This is a genomic window from Rhodoferax sp. GW821-FHT07F03 (assembly GCF_059418745.1).
The window spans coordinates 175,381-190,879 of sequence record NZ_JBWKQM010000007.1; the positions used below are offsets into that span (position 1 = coordinate 175,381).

At 63.7% G+C, this 15,499-nt stretch carries 15 protein-coding genes and 1 pseudogene; 6 read left to right on the forward strand and 10 right to left on the reverse strand.

The window, feature by feature from the left end:
- The first annotated feature begins 167 nt into the window (after window positions 1-167).
- Both AC07R0_RS12410 and AC07R0_RS12415 read left to right on the forward strand, forming a co-directional pair.
- A complete protein-coding gene (locus tag AC07R0_RS12410; RefSeq protein WP_495105045.1) occupies window positions 168-1,088 on the forward strand; it encodes a dihydrodipicolinate synthase family protein in 921 nt (306 codons plus the stop codon).
- A gap of 24 nt (window positions 1,089-1,112) precedes the next feature.
- Window positions 1,113-1,868 (forward strand): FadR/GntR family transcriptional regulator, encoded by a 756-nt coding sequence (locus tag AC07R0_RS12415; RefSeq protein ID WP_495105046.1) that lies wholly within the window; start codon window positions 1,113-1,115, stop codon window positions 1,866-1,868.
- 167 nt (window positions 1,869-2,035) lie between these two features.
- Here AC07R0_RS12415 and AC07R0_RS12420 read toward each other — a convergent pair.
- The 6 genes and pseudogenes from AC07R0_RS12420 to AC07R0_RS12445 all read right to left on the reverse strand — a co-directional run.
- A pseudogene (locus tag AC07R0_RS12420) lies at window positions 2,036-2,104 on the reverse strand (protease); the annotation flags it as partial.
- A gap of 872 nt (window positions 2,105-2,976) precedes the next feature.
- Window positions 2,977-4,203 carry a cytochrome P450 gene (locus tag AC07R0_RS12425; RefSeq protein ID WP_495105047.1) on the reverse strand — a complete coding sequence of 409 codons (1,227 nt, stop codon included), beginning with the start codon at window positions 4,201-4,203 and terminating at the stop codon, window positions 2,977-2,979.
- Complete coding sequence (gene bioD / locus AC07R0_RS12430; RefSeq protein ID WP_495096407.1) at window positions 4,200-4,892, reverse strand: dethiobiotin synthase; 693 nt, start codon at window positions 4,890-4,892, stop codon at window positions 4,200-4,202. The genes AC07R0_RS12425 and bioD overlap by 4 nt, the downstream gene beginning before the upstream one ends.
- Before the next feature lie 64 nt (window positions 4,893-4,956).
- A complete protein-coding gene (gene bioF / locus AC07R0_RS12435) occupies window positions 4,957-6,174 on the reverse strand; it encodes an 8-amino-7-oxononanoate synthase (RefSeq protein WP_495105048.1) in 1,218 nt (405 codons plus the stop codon).
- Entirely contained in the window at window positions 6,140-7,501 is a 1,362-nt protein-coding gene (gene bioA / locus AC07R0_RS12440; protein ID WP_495105049.1) for an adenosylmethionine--8-amino-7-oxononanoate transaminase, read from the reverse strand. Before bioA ends, bioF begins: the two co-directional genes overlap by 35 nt.
- A 13-nt stretch (window positions 7,502-7,514) precedes the next feature.
- The gene (locus tag AC07R0_RS12445; protein WP_495096271.1) at window positions 7,515-8,408 is read right to left on the reverse strand and encodes a phosphoribosylaminoimidazolesuccinocarboxamide synthase; all 894 of its coding nucleotides are present in this window, start codon (window positions 8,406-8,408) and stop codon (window positions 7,515-7,517) included.
- A gap of 143 nt (window positions 8,409-8,551) precedes the next feature.
- Between AC07R0_RS12445 and AC07R0_RS12450 the strand changes: the two genes are divergently transcribed.
- On the forward strand, window positions 8,552-8,980 hold the full coding sequence (locus AC07R0_RS12450; RefSeq protein WP_495075668.1) for a universal stress protein: 429 nt from the start codon (window positions 8,552-8,554) through the stop codon (window positions 8,978-8,980).
- Between the two features lie 83 nt (window positions 8,981-9,063).
- Here the strand turns inward: AC07R0_RS12450 and AC07R0_RS12455 are convergent, their stop codons facing one another.
- Window positions 9,064-9,705: a LysE family translocator gene (locus tag AC07R0_RS12455; RefSeq protein WP_495105050.1), complete on the reverse strand. Its 642-nt coding sequence runs from the start codon at window positions 9,703-9,705 to the stop codon at window positions 9,064-9,066.
- A gap of 86 nt (window positions 9,706-9,791) precedes the next feature.
- Here AC07R0_RS12455 and AC07R0_RS12460 point away from each other — a divergent pair, with 86 nt between their 5' ends.
- Window positions 9,792-10,757, forward strand: coding sequence for a helix-turn-helix transcriptional regulator (locus tag AC07R0_RS12460; protein WP_495105051.1), 966 nt, complete (start codon window positions 9,792-9,794; stop codon window positions 10,755-10,757).
- Here AC07R0_RS12460 and metW read toward each other — a convergent pair.
- The 3 genes from metW to AC07R0_RS12475 all read right to left on the reverse strand — a co-directional run bounded on the left by metW (window position 10,738) and on the right by AC07R0_RS12475 (window position 13,233).
- Window positions 10,738-11,322 carry a methionine biosynthesis protein MetW gene (gene metW, locus AC07R0_RS12465; protein ID WP_495105052.1) on the reverse strand — a complete coding sequence of 195 codons (585 nt, stop codon included), beginning with the start codon at window positions 11,320-11,322 and terminating at the stop codon, window positions 10,738-10,740. The genes AC07R0_RS12460 and metW overlap by 20 nt on opposite strands.
- Window positions 11,319-12,440: a homoserine O-succinyltransferase MetX gene (metX, locus tag AC07R0_RS12470; protein WP_495105053.1), complete on the reverse strand. Its 1,122-nt coding sequence runs from the start codon at window positions 12,438-12,440 to the stop codon at window positions 11,319-11,321. Before metX ends, metW begins: the two co-directional genes overlap by 4 nt.
- Window positions 12,441-12,618: 178 nt before the next feature.
- Window positions 12,619-13,233: a glutathione S-transferase C-terminal domain-containing protein gene (locus AC07R0_RS12475; protein ID WP_495096276.1), complete on the reverse strand. Its 615-nt coding sequence runs from the start codon at window positions 13,231-13,233 to the stop codon at window positions 12,619-12,621.
- Between the two features lie 120 nt (window positions 13,234-13,353).
- On the opposite strand from AC07R0_RS12475, the gene purB reads away from it, so the two are divergent.
- A complete protein-coding gene (gene purB, locus AC07R0_RS12480) occupies window positions 13,354-14,757 on the forward strand; it encodes an adenylosuccinate lyase (RefSeq protein WP_495105054.1) in 1,404 nt (467 codons plus the stop codon).
- A 69-nt stretch (window positions 14,758-14,826) separates the two neighbouring features.
- Window positions 14,827-15,387, forward strand: a complete 561-nt coding sequence (locus tag AC07R0_RS12485; RefSeq protein WP_495105055.1) for a YaeQ family protein — start codon at window positions 14,827-14,829, stop codon at window positions 15,385-15,387.
- The last annotated feature ends 112 nt before the right edge of the window (window positions 15,388-15,499 follow it).

Here is a 15,499-nt window from a genome sequence, read left to right on the forward strand (position 1 = left end):
TGTCAATCCTGCTTTACTCGGGTAAATGTGAAGACAAGGCCAGCAGCAGAAACCAATAAAAACAAATTTGCCTGACAAATTCTGAAGACTCCATACAATCTAAAGCGCTTTTGACCATCCCCATGGGACGCTTACCCGTCCTGGAACCACCACATCCCGAGGTATCCATGAACATCGCCCCCTTGCATGTTGACGAGTTTTCCTCCTCCGTTCTGGCCGTGCCACCGCTGGCCCGGCGTGCCGACTTGTCGATTGACGAGGCGCAAAACCGCCAGCTCATCCGCCACATCGAGGCCGGTGGCATCCGCACTCTGCTCTACGGTGGCAACGCCAACCTGTACCACACCTCGATGGGTGACTACGCCTTGCTGCTGGAGCAACTGGCCGATAGCGCGTCCGACACCACGCGGGTGATCCCGGCCATTGGCCCCGACTTTGGAAAAATGATGGACCAGGCCCAACTGCTGCGTGGCAGCCGCTACCGCACGGCCATGGTCCTGCCCATGCAGGGCTTCACCACGCCCGAAGGTGTGGCCGAAGGCATCTCGCGTTTTGTCGACACCGCGGGCATCCCCGTCACGCTCTACATCAAGAGCGAGCAGTACCTGGATGTGGCCACCTTGGGCCGGCTGGTGGACAGTGGGCGGATTCTGGCCGTCAAGTACGCCATCGTGCGCGACGACCCGGTCAACGACCCCTACCTGCGGGCCTTGGTGGAACGCATCACACCGGCCCGCATCGTCAGTGGCATGGGGGAACGGCCTGCGCCTGCACATGTGAGCCAGTTTGGCCTGGCCTCCTTCACCACGGGTTCGGGCTGCATTGCGCCCAAGGCCTGCATGGCCTTGCTGCAGGCGCTCAAACACGCTGACACGGCACGCGCGCAGACCTTGTACGACGCCTTCATGCCTCTGGAAACCCTGCGTGACTCGATCTCGCTGATCCGCGTGCTGCACGATGCGGTCACTCTCAGCGGCGTAGCCGACATGGGTGCGCACCTGCCGCTACTCAGCGCCTCGCCCGCAGACCGGATGGCCGAGATCAGGACCGTCGCGGCCGCTCTTTTGGCCAGCGACCAACGGCTTTGAAAACTTTGCCTGCCTACTCCCGCCATGACTGACCGCCCGACTACCAGCCTCGTCGATCGCGTTTACCGCGAAATTCTGGGCAGCATCATGCGCGGCGAGTTGACCGAGGGGGGCCAGCCTCCTGCCGACCAGGCATTGGGCGAAAGTCGCTCGACGCGGCCCACCACCAGCCGGCACAACCGGCTACCCACCGAGCAAGCGCTGACCGAGCGTTTTACGGCATCGCGCCCCACCATCCGCGAGGCCCTGTCGCGCTTGCGAGCCGATGGCATCATCACCAGCCGCCAGGGTTCGGGCACCTTTGTCACCCGGTTGCCCGACCCGAACATCCCCCGTTTTGCGCCGCTCGAATCCATCTCCGACCTGCGGCGCTGCTTTGACTTCCGCATTGTTGTGGAGTCGGGTGCGGCCGCGTTGGCCGCCAAACAAGTCGACGACGCCAGCCTGGCGGAGATCGAGCACGCCTACGCCCAACTCAACACCGTGGTGGCAGAGCAGGCGCTGGGGGCGAATGAGGACTTCGAGTTTCACCTCGCCGTGGCCAGGGCCTCGAAGAACCAGTTCTTCGTCTCGGCCATTGCATCCATGCAGGAGCAGTTGCTGTTCAGCATGAACATGATGCGCAATCTCTCGCTGCTCAAGAGCAGGGACCGCCAGAAAACGGTGCAGGCAGAACATGAAGCCATCCTGCATGCTCTGCAGCGCCACGACAGCGGAGCGGCAGAATTGGCCATGCGCCAGCACCTGACGAACGCTTGCGACCGTATGTTCGGCAAGTGAGCCGATTTACGGATGAGGCTAAGAGCGCATATAGCCAGGACTGGCGTATGGACAGGTACTCGCTGCCCCACTTGCAATACCACCTGCTCGTCCGATAAGTAACAAGAAAGACATTGTGTCTACTTTGTGCTGGCAAGCTGCGCAGTCCCCAGCAGGTCGGGTTGTCGGCCCACTGCCAGCAGCGCCTGGAATGGCACCATAATTTCGTAGTCTTCGCAGCAATCGCCGCAAATCATCAGAATCTTTTCGCTGCCATGGATGTCTCCTCAAGGGTGGTTGGGAGTTCATTGTTGGGCGATGTGCGCAGCGGCGGGCGTTAGCCGGCTACTACATGGGTGACGGGGTGTAACGGGATGGGGCTGGCCCAACTGCAGGCTCTCGAAGACTTCTCTATTCTGGGTACGGCAGGTCTCCGTACGGCAGCCAACTTTCTCAAGCTCTGAACGGGAGAGGTTGGTGCACCACATGGGAAAAATGTGCCTGCCAAGTAGTGCGATACACAGTGGCCTTTATGCAGACCTTGCCTTTCCATGGGGTGATTTGCAAAGCAAAAATATTGGCGTTAAAAGGCTTGTGCCCTTTTATGATTTAAGACGTTCGGCTTATGCTGTTCACCGGATTGGATACGTCGATGGCTGCGTCCAGCATGAAGCATAGAGACGGCCTAACGCTTTAAAGGGCAACTAGCCGTTCAATAGAGAAACCGTTGATAGTCCACACATGCCGTTTGTTGGTTTGTTGGATGCCACATCTACTGGATGACATAGGGGCAAATCTATGCAAAACGCTGCATTCAGGATACAAAGACTACTGATTGGCCTTGCTGCCGCAATAGCAATCTGGTCTGTCGCAGTTTTTGCATATGGCTTGGCCCATTTTCCCGCCTATCCGTACAAGCCATGCGAACAGAACCAATACTGCGATAAGGTTGGCAAACATCACTCTAAGGCAGAGTTTGAAGCGTTTTCTCGCTGGAACCACATACTTCTTTTGTCTTGGCCACTCGGTGTCATAGCGGTCATCACCATTTTGCGGATGCGGTCCAGCAACGAAAAACCATAGCGCAACGGTAGCGAATACTTCGGGTTTAGGCCAAACGCAATGGCTCTTAAATCTTCACCCCCAACGCCACCAGCCCCCGATAGGCCGGATTCGCCACCCACTGCACCGCCTCTGCACCCAGGCGCAAACCCGGAAAGCGCTGCAACAGCAGTCGGAAAGTAATCTCCGCCTCCACCCGCGTCAGCATGGCGCCGATGCAGACGTGCGGGCCCGAGCCGAAGGACACCGAGCCGCCATCGCGCCCCGCCACCTCCAGCCGGTCCGGCTCGGGATGGCGCGCCGGGTCGCGGTTGGCGGCGCCTATCAGGGGGACGACCAGGTCGCCACGGCGCAGCTGCTGGCCGTGCAGCTCCATGTCAGCGGCGACGCGGCGGCCGGTGTATTGCACCGGGCTGTCGAAGCGCAGCAGCTCACGCACGGCGCCGGGTAGCAAGGCAGGCTCTTGTTGCAGGCGCTGCCATTGATCCGGGTTGCTCAGCAGCGCATACAGGCCATTTCCCAGCAGATTGCGCGTGGTTTCATGGCCGGCGAACAGCAGCATGGCGCACTGGGCCAGCAGCTCGGCGTGGCTGTGGATATCACCGGCGTCTTCGGCCTGCAGCAGGCGGCTGACCAGATCGTCGCTCGGGCTCTGGCGGCGCTGTGCCACCAGGGTTTCGAAGTAACGGCCCATGGCCAGCAAGCTGGCCTGGGCGCGGCGCGCCTGGGCGTGGGTGGCCAGCGGGGCGCCGATGAATACCGCCAGGTCGTCGGACCAGATGACGAAGTCGACGTTGGCCGCGTCGTCTATGCCCATCATCTTGGCGATCACGCGCACCGGCAGCGGCCGGGCCACGACCTGCATGAAGTCGAAGCTGGGCTGGTCGGCCACCGCATCCAGCAGCTCGGTCACCATCTGCTCGATATGCGGCAGCAGCGCCTGGATCGCCTCAGGTTTGAAGCCGGCGTTCAACACCTTGCGGATGCGGGTATGGTCGGGCGCGTCCAGGAACAGCATGGCGCGGGCGAACAGCTGCTGGAAGCCGGCCAGCTCGCCCTTCTCTTGCTCGCGGTCTGTGACCCAACCGCCTGTGCGCTGGGCGGAAAAGCGCGGGTCGCGCAGCACCTGCTCCACATCGGCGTGGCGGGTCAGCAGCCAGGCACCGCCGAAAAACTCGGTGCTCCAGTGGATGGGGCCGGCCTCGCGCAGGGCCTGGTAGGCCGGGTAGGGGTTGGCGTAAAAGGCTGCGTCCACGAAGGGCGCGCAGGGCTCCAGGGTCGGTGCCAGGCTCATAGGGCGAACACGGCGCGCAGGGCTTCGGCGTCCAGATAGGCGGCCACGGCAGCCGGGCTGGGGGCGGCTAGGCGCGGCACCAGCCCCAGGCAGGGCGCTTGGTAACGGCGCATGAACTCGTGGCGCAGCGTGTCCAGGTTGCCCGATATATGTTCCATGCCGGGGTCCAGCGTGTTGGCCACCCAGCCAGCCAGTGGCAAGCCGCGCGCGCGGATGGCCTCGGCCGTCAGCAGCGCGTGGTTGATGCAGCCCAGCCGCAGGCCCACCACCAGCACCACGGGCAGATGCAGGGCCTGGGCCAGGTCGGCGGTATCGAAGTCCGGCCCCAGGGGCACGCAGAAGCCGCCCACGCCCTCCACCACCAGCACGTCGGCGCGCTCGGCCAAGGACTGCGCATGCTCCACCAAGGTTTGCGAATCGATGGTGTGACCCTCCAGCGCGGCGGCGATCTGCGGCGCACAGGCGGCGCGGAACTGCAGCGGGCCGACCTCGGCATGGCTGAGCAGCAACGAGCTGGCGTCGCGCAGAGCGCGCACGTCTTCGTTCACGCCCCGGCTGTCCACGCCGGCGGCCACGGGCTTCAGGCCGGCGCTGCGCCAGCCCTGCTGGGTACACCAGTGCAGCAGAGCCGCGCTAATGCTGGTCTTGCCGATTTCGGTGTCGGTACCAGTGACAAAGCAGCCGCGCATGGTGTGGCCCTGGCGGTCGCGCAGAAATACGGGCTCAGTGGCGGCCACGGGTGCGGGAATGGATTCAGGCAGGGGTTCTGTCATACAAGTCTTTGGCAGCCAGCGCCAGGCCGTCCAGCAGGCGCTGTACGTCGGCGGCGCTGTGGGCGGTGCTGAGGGTGATACGCAGGCGGGCTGTGCCTACCGGTACGGTCGGCGGGCGGATGGCGGGCACCCACAGGCCTTGCGCATCCAGCGCAGCGGACAAGGCCATGGCTGCGGCGTTGTCGCCCACCACCAGGGGTTGGATGCCTGTGGCCGAATCGGCCAGCTGCCAGCCCGCGGCCGGGTAGGCCGCCATCAAGGCCGCCAGGCCCGCACGCAGCTGGGCCACGCGCTGCCGCAGCTGGGCGCGGCGCTGCTCGCCCTCTGCGCTGGCGATCAAGGCCAGGCTGGCGCTAACGGCGTGGGCAATGGCGGGTGGCGCGGCGGTGGTGTAAATGTAGGGGCGTGCGGTTTGCACCAGCCACTCGACGATGGTGGGGTGGGCGGCCACAAAAGCGCCACCCGCGCCCACGGCCTTGCCCAGCGTGCCCATGTAGATCAAGCGCTCGCTGCACAGGCCGAAGTGGGCCAGGCTGCCCCGGCCCTGGGCCCCGAGCACACCAAAGCCATGGGCGTCGTCCACCACCAGCCAGGCGTCATATTGCTCGGCCAGGGCCAGCATGGCGGGCAGGTCGGCCAAGTCGCCGTCCATGCTGAACACGGCATCGGTCATGATCAGCTTGATAGGCGTCTCGCATGCCGCCAACTGGCGCTCCAGCACCGTGAGGTTGCGGTGGGCGTAGCGTTGGAACGGGGCCTTGGACAGCAGCGCGCCGTCCACCAGCGAGGCGTGGTTCAGCTTGTCTGCAAAAATCGTAGCACTCTGCGCAGATAGTGCCTGCACCAGAGCCACATTTGCCATATAGCCGGTGCAGAAGTACAGGGCACTCGCGTTGGGGATATGCGGGGCCAGCCAGGTGGACAGCTCAGCTTCCAGCTGGGCATGCGCGTGGGAATGGCCGCTGACCAGGTGCGAGGCCCCGCTGCCCACGCCATAGCGGCGGGCGCCTTCGGCCAGGGCGTCGATCAGCACCGGGTGCTGGGCCAGGCCCAGGTAGTCGTTGCTGGCAAAGGCCAGCATGTCGCGGCCGTTTACCCGCTGCTGCGGCGCGCAGGGCGTCTCGGCGCTGCGGCGCGTACGCGTCAGGCTCTGGGCTGCGCGTTCACGCAGTTGGCGGTTCAGGTGGTCTAGCAGCATCTTCAGGGGTTTGGTTCAGCACATCGTCCAGCGTGGCCATGACTTGCCCGGCCAGCCAAGGCGACAGCGTGTCGTCCAGCAAGTACGGCGGCAGCAGGTAAACGGTGCGGCCTATGGGGCGTATCAGCAGCTCGCGGGCGCGGCCGGCCAGATGGAAGCGCTCGGGAAAGCGCGCGCCCACCAGCGGCTCCTTCACGTCGAAGGCCCAGATCATGCCGAGGTGGCGGAAGTTCTCCACACGCGGGTCGTCCTGCAGAGGTGCCAGCGCGGCGCTAAGGCCTGCGGCCTGCTGGCGGTTGCGGGCCAGCACATCGTCGTGTTCAAAGCGGTCCAGCACGGCCAGCGCGGCGCGGCAAGCCAGGGCGTTGCCGGTGTAGGAATGCGAATGCAGAAAGCCGCGCGCCACGTCGTCGTCCAGAAAGGCCTCATAGACGCTGTCGCGCGACAGCACCAGCGACAAGGGCAGGTAGCCGCCGCTGATGCCTTTGGACAGGCACAGCAGGTCGGGCAAGATAGCTGCGTGTTCACAGGCGAAGAAGCTGCCGGTACGGCCGCAGCCGACAGCGATCTCGTCGGCAATCAGCAGCACCCGGTGCTGGTCGCACAGCGCGCGTGCTGCCTGCAGATAGGCCGGGTGGTACATGGCCATGCCGGCGGCGCCCTGCACCAGCGGCTCCAGAATTAGCGCGGCGATGTGGCCGCTGCGCGCTTCCAGCAAGGCCTGCAGCTCGGCGGCGGCGCGGCGGGCCACGTCGGCAGCGGATTCGCCGGGCAAGGCCTGGCGCGCGTCGGGCGACATCACCTGGTGTGACTGCATCAGCAGCGGGTCGTAGGCGTCGCGGAAGATTTGCACGTCGGTCACGGCCAGCGCCCCCAGCGTTTCGCCGTGGTAGCCCTGGCGCAGGCAGACGAATTCACGCTTGTCGCCCAGCCCCCGGTTGCGCCAGTGGTGGAAGGCCATCTTCAGCGCGATTTCCACGGCAGACGCGCCATCGCTGGCAAAAAAGCAATGGCCCAGCACGCCGCCAGTGAGGGCGGACAGGCGCTCGGCCAGCTCCACCGCCGGGGCGTGGGTACAGCCAGCCAGCATCACGTGCGGCAGGCGGTCCAGCTGGTCTTTCAGGGCGGCGTTGATACGCGCATCGGCGTGGCCAAACAGATTGACCCACCAGGAGCTGACGGCATCAAAGTAGCGCTTGCCGTCTTCGTCGTACAGCCACACGCCCTGGCCGTGGCTGATGGCCAGCGGCGGCACCTGGGCCGCGCGCTGCATCTGGGTACAGGGGTGCCAGATATGCGCCAGGCTGCGCGCCGCAAGGGTGGCCATAGGGGGCGGGCGCTCAGGCCGTGAGGCGTTGCAGCGCTTCCTGGTACTTGGCGGCGGTCTTGGCGATGACCTCTTGCGGCACGCGGGGGGCGGGCGGGGTCTTGTTCCAGGGCTTGCCGTCGATCTGCACCTGCTCCAGCCAGTCGCGCACGAACTGCTTGTCGTAGCTGGGCGGGTTGGTGCCTTCCACATAGCCTTCGACGGGCCAGAAGCGCGAGGAATCGGGCGTCAGCACCTCGTCCATCAGCACCAGCGTGCCGTCGGGATCCAGGCCGAACTCGAACTTGGTGTCGGCAATGATCACGCCCTTGGCCAAGGCAATCTCGGCGGCGGCGCTGTAGATCTGGATGCTCAGGTCGCGGATGCGGGTGGCCAGGTCCAGGCCGATCATTTCCACGGTCTTGTCGAAGGTGATGTTCTCGTCATGGTCGCCCACCGCGGCCTTGGCTGCCGGGGTGTAGATGGGCACGGGCAGCTTGGAGGCGTTTTGCAGACCGGCTGGCAGCACGACGCCGCAGACGGCGCTGTTCTCCTGGTATTCCTTCCAGCCGCTGCCGGCCAGATAGCCACGCACCACGGCTTCGACCGGAATCGGCTGCAGACGCTTGACCAGCATGGAGCGGCCCGCCACCTGGGCGATTTCGTCAGGCTGGACCACGCTCTCGGGGGCATCGCCGGTCAGGTGATTCGGGCAGATATGGCCCAACCGCTCGAACCAGAACAAGGCCATTTGCGTCAGCAAAATGCCTTTGCCAGGGATGGGCTCGCCCATGATCACGTCAAAAGCGCTCAAGCGGTCGCTGGCGACCATCAGGATGCGGTCCTTGCCTACGGCGTAGTTGTCGCGCACTTTGCCGCGCGCCAGCAGGGGCAGGCTATGGATGGAAGAGGTGTGAACGGTGGTCATCGGGGCAACAATCTAAGGGGCAGAAAAATAAGGCCGGAGCCCGCAAGTGTAAAACTCCTGCGACGTGGGACCGAAAACCAGGTTTTCAGCCCGCCGTCAGCCCGCAGGCGTATGCTGAACTTTTGCCTATCCAAGGGGACACCATGAAAGTGCTGCTAGCCATCGACGGTTCAAAATCGGCCCTGCATGCCGTCAAATATGCGCGCAAGCTATTCGCCCAGCTGGCACCGGCCAAGCACTCCATCACCTTGATCAACGTGCACGACGACGTGTCGCTGCGCCACGCCAAAATCTATGTGGGGTCTGAGGTGGTGGCCGACTACCTGCGTGAACTCAGCGAAAAAGACCTCAAGCCCGCCCAAAAGCTGCTGGACGCCACCGGTATACGGCACGACATGGTGGTACGCACCGGCCACGTGGCGCAGGAAATCGTGGCCTGCGCCAAAGCCGGCAAGTACGACATGGTGGTGATGGGCTCCAAGGGGCGCACAGCCATCAGCGATCTGCTTCTAGGCTCGGTAGCCCAGCGCGTGCTGGCCACGTCAGACGTTCCGGTTCTGCTCATCAAATAAGCCAAGCATGGGCAACGACCTGGGCTTATTTTCCGCAAAAAAATGGCTACAGCGCAGGGAATACCAGCGCAAGCAGCTACTAATTAGATAGCAAGCTCTTGCCAGCCCCGCACTGCCGTCCACACAGCCCCCAATACCAACACCCCGCCCACCAAGCGCCCCACCGCCACTGCGGCCTGGGGGCGGCGCTCCAGCCAGTCCCGCGAGCTGCCCGCCGCCAAGCCTAGAAAGCCGTACACCGCGGTTTGCGTCAAGGCGATGATGCCGCCCAGCGCCACCGCCTGTATCCACACCGGCCCGTACTCCCGACGCAAAAACTGCGGGAAGATGGCCAACATGAACAAATAGGCCTTGGGATTCATCAGGCAGGTCAGCGCCGCGCGGCGGAAGATGATCCAAGGTGGTGGCGTGCCCACGGCGGGCAAGGCACCCAGGGCCGACTGGCTGCGCAGCACGGCCACGCCAATCCAGGCGATGTAGACAGCCCCGCCCAGCAGCATGGCCTGCATCAGCCCTGGCACCAGGCGCAGCAGCAAGCCTATGCCCAGCGCACCGGCCACCACGTGGCAAATGCCTCCGGCGACGATGCCCGCCACGGCAAACAGGCCGGCCCTGCGCCCTCCCACCAGGGCGTTGGACAGCACAAAAGCCATGTCCATGCCTGGCAAGGCGATGATGCCTAAAACCATCAAGAAAAATAGCCAGAGGTGGGCGTAATGGGTCATGGTGCGAACGTTCCGTAGCTGAAAACCCAGACTCTAAAACTCCATCAGGGCGAAATCGGTCCTGATAAAACCCTAAACTTGCCGCCATGTACTCACCCACCACCCGCGTGCTGACCGTGCTGGAGTTGCTGCAAAGCCACGGCCGGCTGAGCGGCCCCGACCTGGCGCAGCGCCTGGGTGTGGACGGGCGCACGCTGCGCCGCTACATCGGCAAACTGGAAGACCTGGGCATTCCCATACTGGCCGAGCGCGGGCGCCATGGCTGCTACCGCCTGATGCCCGGCTTCAAGCTGCCACCCATGGTGTTTACCGACGACGAAGCGCTGGCGGTGTCCCTGGGCTTGCTGGCCGCGCGCGGACTGGGCCTGGCAGAGGCCACACCGGCGGTTGAGAGTGCCCAGGCCAAGCTGGAGCGGGTGATGCCCAGCGCCTTGCAACAGCGCGTGCGGGCCTTGGGCGAAACCGTGGCACTGGACCAGCCACGCGCCGTGCCGGTGCCTGACAACCAGGCTCTGCTGGCCCTGAGCCTGGCCGCCTACCGGCACCAGCAAGTGCATCTGGACTACCGTGCAGCCGACCAGACCACCAGCGCGCGGGACTTTGACCCCTACGGCCTGGCGCACCGGGGCGGGCGCTGGTACGTGGTGGGCCACTGCCATCTACGGCACGCGCTGCGCTCGTTCCGGCTGGACCGGGTGCAGGCCGTGGCGTTCAACGAGCGCCACTTTGTGACGCCGGAGGACTTTGATGCGGTACGCCACTTGGCCCTGGGCGTGGCAAGCCTACCGCGCGCCATACAGGTGGAGGTGTTGTTGAAAACCGATCTGGACACCGCCCGCAAAGCCTTATTTGACAGCATGGGTTTGCTGCAACCGCTGGCAGATGGCGTGCTGCTGCACAGCCAGGTCGACGATGTGCACTGGCTGGCCCGTGAGCTGGCGCGACTGCCATTTGATTTTGAAGTGCAGCAGCCGCCAGCCTTGCGAGAGGCATTGCTCACACTGGCCACCCGTTTGCACGGGCTGGCGAATCTCAGCCCCGCTGGAACTTGAACACGGCCGTACCGGCCAGCGCATTTGGCCAGAAGCGTACCTCGCGGCCTTCCTGCAGGCCAAAGGCGTCCAGGATATGCAGGTCGTTCTTCTCGGCCAGCACCTCGAAGTCCTTGAAGGTGCCGACGCGGATGTTCGGCGTGTCGTACCACTGGTAGGGCAGGCGCTTGGTCACCGGCATGCGGCCGCGCAGAATGCTCATGCGGTTCGGCCAGTGCGCGAAGTTGGGGAAGGCCAGCACGCCCATGCGGCCCACACGGGCCGTCTCGCGCAGCATGACCTCGGCATTGCGCAGATGCTGCAGGGTGTCGATCTGCAGCACCACGTCGAACGAGGCGTCGTCGAACATGGCCAGGCCCTCGTCCAGGTTCAGCTGGATCACGTTCACACCGCGCTGCACGCAGGTCAGCAGCTTGGCGTCGTCGATTTCAATGCCATAGCCCGAACAGCCGCGCGTGGCCTGCAGATGGGCCAGCAGGGCGCCGTCGCCGCAGCCCAGGTCGAGCACGCGAGAACCCTGGGGCACCAGGCGGGCAATGGATTCCATCATGCTGTGCGCGCTCATGCCGCCACCTCTTGAGCAATACGGTCAAAGTAGGCCCGCACGGTCGCCATATAGCGCGCATCGTCGAGCAAGAAGGCATCGTGGCCGTGGGGTGCGTCGATCTCGGCGTAGCTCACGGTGCGGCGGTTGTCCAGCAGGGCCTTGACCATCTCGCGGCTGCGCTGGGGCGAAAAGCGCCAGTCGGTCGTAAAGCTGACCAGCAGGTACTTGGCCTGCACCTGGGCAAAAGCCCCCGTCAGGCTGCCGCCAAAATGCCGCGCCGGATCGAAGTAGTCCAGTGCGCGGGTGATCAGCAGATAGGTATTGGCGTCGAAGTAATCGCTGAACTTGTCGCCCTGGTAGCGCAGATAGCTTTCGATCTGGAACTCAGCGTCTTGCGTGGTGTAGCGGTAGCCATCACCAATCAGCTGGCGGCCGAACTTGGTGTTCATCACATCATCACTCAGGTAGGTGATGTGGCCGATCATGCGGGCGATACGCAGGCCGCGCTGCGGCACCACGCCATGCTGGTAAAAATGGCCACCGTGGAAGTCCGGGTCGGTGACGATGGCGCGGCGCGCCACCTCGTTGAAGGCGATGTTCTCGGCCGTCAGATTGGGCGCGCTGGCGATCACCACCGCATGCGCCACACGCTCTGGATACTGTAGCGTCCAGCCCAAGGCTTGCATGCCGCCCAGGCTGCCGCCCATCACAGCAGCGAGCTTGCGGATGCCCAGCTGATCGAGCAGCAGTGCCTGGGCATTGACCCAGTCTTCCACCGTCACCACGGGGAAATCTGCGCCATAGACCTGGCCCGTATCGGGGTTCACATGCATGGGCCCGGTGGAACCAAAGCAGGAGCCCAGGTTGTTCACGCCGATGACGAAAAAGCGGTCGGTGTCCAACGGCTTGCCCGGGCCCACCATGTTGTCCCACCAGCCGGCCGACTTGGGCTGGTTGGCGTACACGCCGGCCACGTGGTGCGAGGCGTTCAGCGCGTGGCACACCAGCACGGCATTCGACTTGTCGGCGTTCAGCGTGCCATAGGTTTCAAAAGCCAGATCGTAGGCACGGATGGACCCACCGCCCTGCAAACGCAGGCTGTCTGGAAAGTGTGCGGACTGAGGTGTAGCGATCAAGCGCGCTCCCATACGAAAAGATACGGAAATAAAAAACCCGGCAACGCTAAAAACGAGGCCGGGCTGGTACAGGAGCGGTCCGTCTTTAGCTGTATTTATAAAGCGCCCGCAAGCTGGAGCAAATTGGCGCTGGTGAGAAGTATAGCAACCGGGGCTGCTACCGGACAAGCTGCGCGGACTACTGCGGCTTGGTATCCACAAAGCTCTGGCGCTGCGCCAGCTTTTCCTGCAGCTTGGCCAGATTGGGGTGATTGGAGCGCCAGGCCAAGTCCGGGAAACGGAAATCCAGCCAACCCAGGGCGCAACCCACCGCGATATCCGACAGGCTGAAATGGATGCCGCTGCAGAAGGCCTTGTCACCCAGGCCGCGGGCCATAGCCTTGAGGCCGGACTCCACCTTGGCCATTTGGCGGTCTATCCAGGCTTGGCTGCGCTGCTCGTTCGAGCGCTCCACCCAGGTGGATTCCATGCGGGCCAGCACGCCGGCGTCGCAGACGCCATCGGCCAGGGCCTCCCAGGTCTTGACCTCTACCCGTTCGCGGCTTTGCGCGGGGATCAGCTTGCCCACGGGTGACAGCGTGTCCAGATATTCCACGATGACGCGCGAGTCAAAAATGGCCTCGCCGGCCTCCATTACCAGGCATGGCACCTTGCCCAGGGGGTTGGACTCCCCCACCTGGCTACCGGCAGTCCAGACGTCGTCCAGCACAAACTGGTAATCAAGTTTTTTTTCAGCCATCACCACGCGCACTTTGCGCACGTAGGGGCTGCTGAGGGATCCAATGAGTTTCATGGGCAATAGAACAGAGACATGGCCTGGAACAGGCGGCTTGGTTGAGGCCCATTCTATCGATTCACCCCCGCGCAACAGCGTTCTGACGACCGGGCGTGGCGTGGCACCTACAATTCGCTTATGACTTTATCCACCATTTCGGCTCTGTCGCCACTGGATGGCCGCTACGCCGCCAAACTCGCCGCCCTGCGCCCTTTAATGAGCGAACTGGGCTATATGCAACGCCGCGTCCAGGTCGAAGTGGCCTGGTTCATTTCCCTGAGCGATGCCGGGTTCGCCGAATTCAAGCCGCTGACACCCGGTGCACGTACTTATTTGCTGAATCTGGTGAAGAACTTCAGCGAAGCCGATGGCAAGGCCATCAAAGAGATCGAAAAAACCACCAACCACGACGTCAAGGCGGTGGAATACTGGATCAAGTCCAAGTTCGAGGCCCGGCCCGAGCTGGAGCACGCCAGCGAGTTCGTGCACTTTGCCTGCACCAGCGAAGACATCAACAACACCAGCCACGCGCTGCAGCTCAAGGGCGCACGCAGCCAGGTACTGTTGCCCGGCCTGGACGCGCTGATCACCAAGCTGCGCGAAATGGCCCACGCCTTCGCCGACGTGCCCATGCTCAGTCGCACCCATGGCCAGACCGCCAGCCCCACCACCGTGGGCAAGGAAGTCGCCAACGTGCTGGTGCGCCTGAGCAAGGCCCGCGACAAGATCGCCGATGTGCCGCTGATGGCCAAGATGAACGGCGCCGTGGGCAACTACAACGCCCACCTGTCCGCCTGGCCCGACTTCGACTGGGAAGCCTTCAGCCGCAAGGTCATCGAAACCCCAGAGCACGGCCCCGACACCGGCATCAACCCCTGGGGCCTGGGCCTGACCTTCCAGCCCTACAGCATCCAGATCGAGCCGCACGACTACATGGCTGAACTGTTCGACGCCATCGCCCGCGCCAACACCATCTTGATCGACTGGTCGCGCGACGTGTGGAGCTATGTGAGCCTGGGCTACTTCAAGCAGCGCCTGAAGGCCGGCGAAATCGGCTCCAGCACCATGCCGCACAAAGTCAACCCGATCGACTTCGAAAACGCCGAAGGCAATCTGGGCCTGGCCAACGCCATGCTGCGCCACCTGAGCGAAAAGCTACCCATCAGCCGCATGCAGCGCGACCTGACCGACTCCACCGTGCTGCGCAATATGGGCGTGGCCGTGGGCTATGCCGCGCTGGCGTACCAATCGCTGATGACCGGCCTGAACAAGCTGGAACTCAACGAGGAAGCCCTGGCCGAAGATCTCGACAGCTCATGGGAAGTGCTGGCCGAGCCGATCCAGACGGTGATGCGCCGCTTTGGCGTGCAAGGTGCCTACGAAAAGCTCAAGGAAGTCACGCGTGGCAAGACCGTGACCGCCGAGGCGCTGCACGGCCTGATCGCCTCACTGGAGATTCCAGAGGCTGAGAAACAACGCCTGCTGGCAATGACGCCGGGTTCATACATCGGCATCGCTGCCGATCTAGCCCGTCGCGCATAATTTAATAAAAAGAAGGCTCTAGCGCAGGTATTGCCTGCGCTAGCAGCTACAAAAAGAATAGTAATCAGCATGGCTCTCAAGTCCACGATCTTTAAAGCCAATCTGCAGATTGCCGACATCGACCACAACTACTACGCCGACCACGCGCTGACCCTGGCGCGCCACCCCAGCGAGACCGATGAACGCATGATGGTGCGCCTGGTGGCGCTGGCGCTGAATGCCTACCAGCTCAACAGCGTGTGCAAGGGCGATGGCGTGCTGGCATTTGGCGCCGGTTTGAGCAACCCGGACGACCCGGATGTCAGCCTGCGCGATTTCACCGGCCAGACGCGGCTGTGGATTGAAGTGGGCCAACCCGAAGACAAACCCCTGATCAAGGCCTGCGGCAAGTCCGACCAGGTGTTGCTGTACCCGTTCAGCTCCTCGGCGGACATCTGGTGGCGCGGCATGGAATCCAAGCTGTCGCGCCCGCAGAACCTGCAGGTCTGGCGCGTGCCCACCGAAGCCTCTCAGGCCCTGGCCAGCCTGGCGGAACGCAGCATGCAGTTGCAAGCGACCATCCAGGAAGGCGCGCTGACGTTGAGCAGCAATTTAGGCAGTGTGGATGTCGAATGCATCCGCTGGAAGTAAATAGAGGCACACCCCCAGGCTACACGCTACGCGTTTTCGCCACCCCCTTGCAGGGGGCGATACCAGTGGCCCGGCAGAGCCGGTTCCACGGTATCCCTGGAAGGAGTAGCTA

What these genes read in the sequence shown, in the direction of transcription:
- AC07R0_RS12410 (WP_495105045.1), top strand. Translation starts at nt 168, where the DNA reads ATGAACATCGCCCCCTTGCATGTTGACGAGTTTTCCTCCTCCGTTCTG.
- AC07R0_RS12415 (WP_495105046.1), top strand. Translation starts at nt 1,113, where the DNA reads ATGACTGACCGCCCGACTACCAGCCTCGTCGATCGCGTTTACCGCGAA.
- AC07R0_RS12425 (WP_495105047.1), bottom strand. Translation starts at nt 4,203, where the DNA reads ATGAGCCTGGCACCGACCCTGGAGCCCTGCGCGCCCTTCGTGGACGCA.
- bioD (WP_495096407.1), bottom strand. Translation starts at nt 4,892, where the DNA reads ATGCGCGGCTGCTTTGTCACTGGTACCGACACCGAAATCGGCAAGACC.
- bioF (WP_495105048.1), bottom strand. Translation starts at nt 6,174, where the DNA reads ATGCTGCTAGACCACCTGAACCGCCAACTGCGTGAACGCGCAGCCCAG.
- bioA (WP_495105049.1), bottom strand. Translation starts at nt 7,501, where the DNA reads ATGGCCACCCTTGCGGCGCGCAGCCTGGCGCATATCTGGCACCCCTGT.
- AC07R0_RS12445 (WP_495096271.1), bottom strand. Translation starts at nt 8,408, where the DNA reads ATGACCACCGTTCACACCTCTTCCATCCATAGCCTGCCCCTGCTGGCG.
- AC07R0_RS12450 (WP_495075668.1), top strand. Translation starts at nt 8,552, where the DNA reads ATGAAAGTGCTGCTAGCCATCGACGGTTCAAAATCGGCCCTGCATGCC.
- AC07R0_RS12455 (WP_495105050.1), bottom strand. Translation starts at nt 9,705, where the DNA reads ATGACCCATTACGCCCACCTCTGGCTATTTTTCTTGATGGTTTTAGGC.
- AC07R0_RS12460 (WP_495105051.1), top strand. Translation starts at nt 9,792, where the DNA reads ATGTACTCACCCACCACCCGCGTGCTGACCGTGCTGGAGTTGCTGCAA.
- metW (WP_495105052.1), bottom strand. Translation starts at nt 11,322, where the DNA reads ATGAGCGCGCACAGCATGATGGAATCCATTGCCCGCCTGGTGCCCCAG.
- AC07R0_RS12475 (WP_495096276.1), bottom strand. Translation starts at nt 13,233, where the DNA reads ATGAAACTCATTGGATCCCTCAGCAGCCCCTACGTGCGCAAAGTGCGC.
- purB (WP_495105054.1), top strand. Translation starts at nt 13,354, where the DNA reads ATGACTTTATCCACCATTTCGGCTCTGTCGCCACTGGATGGCCGCTAC.
- AC07R0_RS12485 (WP_495105055.1), top strand. Translation starts at nt 14,827, where the DNA reads ATGGCTCTCAAGTCCACGATCTTTAAAGCCAATCTGCAGATTGCCGAC.